The sequence below is a fragment of the Nostoc foliaceum FACHB-393 genome (assembly GCF_014698505.1).
In the GTDB taxonomy this organism is placed as follows: domain Bacteria; phylum Cyanobacteriota; class Cyanobacteriia; order Cyanobacteriales; family Nostocaceae; genus Nostoc; species Nostoc foliaceum_A.
Genome location: NZ_JACJTD010000177.1, coordinates 1 through 5,001 on the forward strand (window position 1 = coordinate 1; position 5,001 = coordinate 5,001).

Sequence of the window (5,001 nt, forward strand, 5' to 3'; positions counted from 1 at the left end):
AGGGGGCTTTGATAGAAAAATGAATCCTGGCATCGAGCTATTTTTGCGTAGGGCTACCCCTAAACTATCGTGGCCGCAGCAGCGTTTCACCTCTGAGTTCGGGAAGGGTTCAGTGTGGTTCCACCGCGCAATAGACACCAGGAAAACCTGATGGGAATTAAAAATTAAAAATGTAAAATTAAAAATGACTTTTGAAAATTTACATTTCTAATACTTCAGAAACCCTGAAGACTGCACAGTAACGCGAAACCAAATGAGTTGTGAGGTCAAGCCCTCGGTCTGTTAGCACGGCTCGGCTACATACATTGCTGCACTTCCACCTACCGCCTAAGAACGGGTGTTCTTCCCGTGACCTTACCCACTTACGTGGTGAGAGCACTCATCTTGAGGTGGGCTTCCCACTTAGATGCTTTCAGCGGTTATCCGCTCCGCACTTGGCTACCCAGCGTTTACCGTTGGCACGATAACTGGTACACCAGCGGTGCGTTCCTCCCGGTCCTCTCGTACTAAGGAGGACTCCTCTCAATGCTCTTACGCCTGCACCGGATATGGACCGAACTGTCTCACGACGTTCTGAACCCAGCTCACGTACCGCTTTAATGGGCGAACAGCCCAACCCTTGGGACGTACTTCCGCCCCAGGTTGCGATGAGCCGACATCGAGGTGCCAAACCTCCCCGTCGATGTGGACTCTTGGGGGAGATCAGCCTGTTATCCCTAGAGTAACTTTTATCCGTTGAGCGACGGCCATTCCACTCTGCGCCGTCGGATCACTAAGGCCTACTTTCGTACCTGCTCGACTTGTCAGTCTTGCAGTCAAGCTCCCTTTATGCCTTTACACTCGCCGCACGGTTTCCAAGCGTGCTGAGGGAACCTTTGCGCGCCTCCGTTACCTTTTAGGAGGCGACCGCCCCAGTCAAACTGCCCACCTGAAACTGTTCCCTGACCAGATAATGGTCATGGGTTAGAATTCTAGCTTCGCCAGAGTGGTATCTCACCGTTGGCTCCATACTCCCCACAAGGAATACTTCATCGCCTCCCACCTATCCTGCGCAAGCCAAGCCCGAACACAATTCCAGGCTACAGTAAAGCTTCATAGGGTCTTTCTGTCCAGGTGCAGGCAGTCCGTATCTTCACAGACATTCCTATTTCGCCGAGTCTCTCTCTGAGACACCATCCAGATCGTTACGCCTTTCGTGCGGGTCGGAACTTACCCGACAAGGAATTTCGCTACCTTAGGACCGTTATAGTTACGGCCGCCGTTCACCGGGGCTTCGGTCGCTAGCTTCAGGGTTGCCCCCTGACCAACTTCCTTAACCTTCCGGCACTGGGCAGGCGTCAGCCCCCATACTGCGTCTTTATGACTTTGCGGAGACCTGTGTTTTTGGTAAACAGTCGCCTGGATCTCTTCACTGCGACCCACGTCTTAGGTGGGCACCCCTTCTTCCGAAGTTACGGGGCCATTTTGCCGAGTTCCTTAGAGAGAGTTATCTCGCGCCCCTTGGTATTCTCAACCTCCCTACCTGTGTCGGTTTCGGGTACAGGTAACTGTAAGTTAACGTGTTTAGAGCTTTTCTTGGAAGCTAGACTATGCCACTTCCCCACCGTAGTGGGTCGTACTCACGCCTCAACTCGAAACGTTTTCGCCGTCTCTCAACATCTTGACGCTTGAACCGGTAACCAACATCCGGCTGACAATTATCTTCTCCGTCCCTCTGCACAACCTACAATCAGTACGGGAATTTTAACCCGTTGTCCATCGACTACGCCGTTCGGCCTCGCCTTAGGCCCTGACTAACCCTCCGGGGACGAACCTGGCGGAGGAAACCTTAGGGTTTCGGGGCATTGGATTCTCACCAATGTTTGCGCTACTCAAGCCGACATTCTCACTTCCGTTTCGTCCACAGCTGCTTGCCGCTACTGCTTCTACCTACGACGGAACGCTCCCCTACCGATTAACATAAGTTAATCCCACAGCTTCGGTACATCGCTTAGCCCCGTTCATTTTCGGCGCGAGAGCGCTTGACTAGTGAGCTATTACGCACTCTTTCAAGGGTGGCTGCTTCTAGGCAAACCTCCTAGTTGTCTGTGCACTCTCACCTCCTTTATCACTTAGCGATGATTTGGGGACCTTAGCTGGTGGTCTGGGCTGTTTCCCTCTTGACAATGAAGCTTATCCCCCACTGTCTCACTGGCAATGTGTGCTCTGGGTATTCAGAGTTTGTCTCGATTTGGTACCGGTCTCCCAGCCCGCACCGAAACAGTGCTTTACCCCCCAGATATAATCATTACCGCTGCGCCTAAACACATTTCGGGGAGAACCAGCTAGCTCCTGGTTCGATTGGCATTTCACCCCTAACCACAGCTCATCCGCTGATTTTTCAACATCAGTCGGTGCGGACCTCCACTTGGTGTTACCCAAGCTTCATCCTGGCCATGGTTAGATCACCAGGGTTCGGGTCTATAAACACTGATTATCGCCCTTTTCAGACTCGGTTTCCCTTTGGCTCCAGCATTTTCGCTTTAACCTACCAGTGCCTATAAGTCGCCGGCTCATTCTTCAACAGGCACGCGGTCAGACTTTGAATAGTCCTCCCACTGCTTGTAAGCTAACGGTTTCATGTTCTATTTCACTCCCCTTCCGGGGTTCTTTTCACCTTTCCCTCGCGGTACTGGTTCACTATCGGTCACACAGTAGTATTTAGCCTTACGAGGTGGTCCTCGCTGATTCACATGGGATTCCTCGTGCCCCATGCTACTCGGGATTCAGCTACTATCCTTTGACTTTCGACTACAGGACTTTCACCTTCTTTGGTGCAGTATTTAGCTGCTTCATCTAGCCTCCAGATTCGATATCGCTGTCCCACTACCCCAATCGGTAAACCAATTGGTTTAGGCTTTTCCCCTTTCGCTCACCACTACTTAGGGAATCTCTGTTTTGATTTCTCTTCCTCCAGCTACTAAGATGTTTCAATTCGCTGGGTTGGCTCTCTCCTGCCTATATATTCAGCAGGTAGTATATAGGGTTGCCCCATTCGGAAATCTCCGGCTCAATGTTTGCTTCCAACTCCCCGGAGCATATCGTCGGTAACCACGTCCTTCATCGCCTCTGTGTGCCTAGGTATCCACCGTTAGCCCTTATTAGCTTGACCACTCAATACATTTGGTGTTTCACCTGATTGCATTCACAAATACATCCTTTCGGAATGTCCGTGTCTGCCTGCTAATTTCGCGTTACTATGCAGTTTTCAAGGTTCTGGCTGAGAACATTCTCAGCAGTCTGACACGAGTGTCATGTTGCTGGTTTCTCACAATTTTTTATCAATGGCAATCGCCACAGGTGGAGGTTAGCGGACTCGAACCGCTGACATCCTGCTTGCAAAGCAGGCGCTCTACCAACTGAGCTAAACCCCCAGATACAATTAAAAATTGATAATTAAAAATTAAAAATTGAATTTTCTTCATTTTTAATTTTGCATTTTACATTTTTAATTGATTCAGGTGGGCCATCCTGGACTCGAACCAGGGACCTCACCCTTATCAGGGGTGCGCTCTAACCACCTGAGCTAATAGCCCATATCGAACCTTCATCATAGTTTGAAAGCTTTTAACAATGCAAATATCTGCGACCGACCTAGGTTAGACCAACTTACTATCTATTTAACTGTATGTTTTTCGATATGTAAGGGGTGTAGGTCTCCCTAAAAAGGAGGTGATCCAGCCACACCTTCCGGTACGGCTACCTTGTTACGACTTCACCCCAGTCACCAGTCCTGCCTTAGGCATCCTCCCCCCCGAAAGGTTGGAGTAATGACTTCGGGCACTACCAGCTTCCATGGTGTGACGGGCGGTGTGTACAAGGCCCGGGAACGAATTCACTGCAGTATGCTGACCTGCAATTACTAGCGATTCCTCCTTCACGCAGGCGAGTTGCAGCCTGCGATCTGAACTGAGCTCCGGTTTACGGGATTTGCTTGCATTCGCATGCTTGCTGCCCTCTGTCCGGAGCATTGTAGTACGTGTGTAGCCCAAGGCGTAAGGGGCATGCTGACTTGACGTCATCCCCACCTTCCTCCGGTTTGTCACCGGCAGTCTCTCTAGAGTGCCCAACTTAATGCTGGCAACTAAAAACGAGGGTTGCGCTCGTTGCGGGACTTAACCCAACATCTCACGACACGAGCTGACGACAGCCATGCACCACCTGTGTTCGCGCTCCCGAAGGCACTCTTCCCTTTCAAGAAGATTCGCGACATGTCAAGCCTTGGTAAGGTTCTTCGCGTTGCATCGAATTAAACCACATACTCCACCGCTTGTGCGGGCCCCCGTCAATTCCTTTGAGTTTCACCGTTGCCGGCGTACTCCCCAGGCGGGATACTTAACGCGTTAGCTACGGCACGGCTCGGGTCGATACAAGCCACGCCTAGTATCCATCGTTTACGGCTAGGACTACTGGGGTATCTAATCCCATTCGCTCCCCTAGCTTTCGTCCCTCAGTGTCAGTTGCGGCCTAGCAGAGCGCCTTCGCCACCGGTGTTCTTCCTGATCTCTACGCATTTCACCGCTACACCAGGAATTCCCTCTGCCCCGAACGCACTCTAGCCATGTAGTTTCCACTGCTCTTATCTAGTTGAGCTAGACTCTTTAACAGCAGACTTACATAGCCACCTGCGGACGCTTTACGCCCAATCATTCCGGATAACGCTTGCATCCTCCGTATTACCGCGGCTGCTGGCACGGAGTTAGCCGATGCTTATTCCTCAGGTACCGTCATTGTGTTCTTCCCTGAGAAAAGAGGTTTACGACCCAAGAGCCTTCCTCCCTCACGCGGTATTGCTCCGTCAGGCTTTCGCCCATTGCGGAAAATTCCCCACTGCTGCCTCCCGTAGGAGTCTGGGCCGTGTCTCAGTCCCAGTGTGGCTGATCGTCCTCTCAGACCAGCTACTGATCGTCGCCTAGGTGCGCCTTTACCACACCTACTAGCTAATCAGACGCGAGCTCATCT

The 5,001-nt window shown here is 51.4% G+C and carries 2 tRNA genes and 3 rRNA genes; all 5 read right to left on the reverse strand.

Annotated elements, in window-relative coordinates:
- Positions 1 to 24: 24 nt before the first annotated feature.
- A 5S ribosomal RNA gene (gene rrf / locus H6G92_RS38730) occupies positions 25 to 142 on the reverse strand.
- Between the two features lie 120 nt (positions 143 to 262).
- Positions 263 to 3,151 (reverse strand): 23S ribosomal RNA (locus H6G92_RS38735).
- 189 nt (positions 3,152 to 3,340) lie between these two features.
- Positions 3,341 to 3,413: transfer RNA gene (locus H6G92_RS38740), tRNA-Ala, on the reverse strand.
- 88 nt (positions 3,414 to 3,501) lie between these two features.
- A tRNA-Ile gene (locus H6G92_RS38745) sits at positions 3,502 to 3,575 on the reverse strand.
- A gap of 129 nt (positions 3,576 to 3,704) precedes the next feature.
- A 16S ribosomal RNA gene (locus H6G92_RS38750) occupies positions 3,705 to 5,001 on the reverse strand; the annotation flags it as partial.